This window comes from Streptomyces sp. McG3 (assembly GCF_018619185.1).
Classification (GTDB): domain Bacteria; phylum Actinomycetota; class Actinomycetes; order Streptomycetales; family Streptomycetaceae; genus Streptomyces.
In genome coordinates this window covers 1-1,022 of the sequence record NZ_JAAXYC010000572.1, presented here as the reverse complement: position 1 = coordinate 1,022, position 1,022 = coordinate 1, and the positions used below count along the sequence as shown (strand labels likewise).

General features: G+C 70.6%; 1 protein-coding gene. It reads left to right on the top strand.

Annotated elements, in window-relative coordinates:
* On the top strand, positions 1–1,022 hold a 1,022-nt coding region (locus HET64_RS38510), incomplete at both ends, for an SDR family NAD(P)-dependent oxidoreductase (RefSeq protein WP_215111863.1).

Sequence of the window (1,022 nt, the reverse complement as noted above, 5' to 3'; positions counted from 1 at the left end):
CTTCCTGACGGCGTGGATGGGGTTGGTGGATCTCGCGGGTGTGCGGGCGGGTGACGCGGTGCTGGTGCACGCGGGTGCTGGTGGTGTGGGGATGGCGGCGGTGCAGGTGGCGCGTCATCTGGGTGCGGAGGTGTTCGCGACGGCGAGTTCGGGGAAGTGGGGTGCGTTGCGGGAGCTGGGTCTGGACGAGGCGCACATCGCGTCGTCGAGGTCGCTGGAGTTCCGCGAGCGGTTCCTCACCGCGACCGACGGCCGGGGCATGGACGTCATCCTCAACGCCCTGTCGGGTGAGTTCGTGGACGCGTCGCTCGAACTGCTGCCCCGGGGCGGCCGGTTCATCGAGATGGGCCGTACCGACATCCGTGACCCCGGGACGATCGCCGCCGATCACGAGGGCGTGGAGTACCGGGCGTTCGATCTGATCGAGGCGGGTGCGGAGCGGATCGGTGGGTGGTTGGCCGAGGTGGTGGGTCTGTTGGAGGGGGGTGTGCTGGAGCCGTTGCCGGTGGCGTCGTGGGATGTGCGTCGTGCGCGGGAGGCGTTCCGTCATGTGAGTCAGGCGCGGCATGTGGGCAAGGTGGTGCTGACGGTGCCGCGGGTGCTGGATGCCGGGGGCACGGTGTTGGTGACGGGTGGTACGGGCACGTTGGGTGGTTTGGTGGCCCGGCATCTGGTGTCCGTGCACGGGGTGCGTCATCTGGTGCTCGCTTCGCGTCGGGGCAGTGCGGCCGAGGGTGTGGCCGAGTTGGTCGTGGAGCTGGAGAAGAGTGGTGCGGTGGTGACGGTGGCGGCGTGCGATGCGGCCGACCGGGACCAGCTCGCGGCAACCCTCGCGGCGATCCCCGCCGAGCACCCCCTCACCGCCGTGATCCACGTCGCCGGGGTGTCCGACGACGGGGCACTCGACACCCTGACCGCCGAGCAGGTCGAGCGGGTGCTGCGGCCCAAGGTCGACGCCGCCGTCAACCTCGACGAGCTCACCGCCGGAGCCGACCTGGCCGCCTTCGTCCTCTACTCCTCCG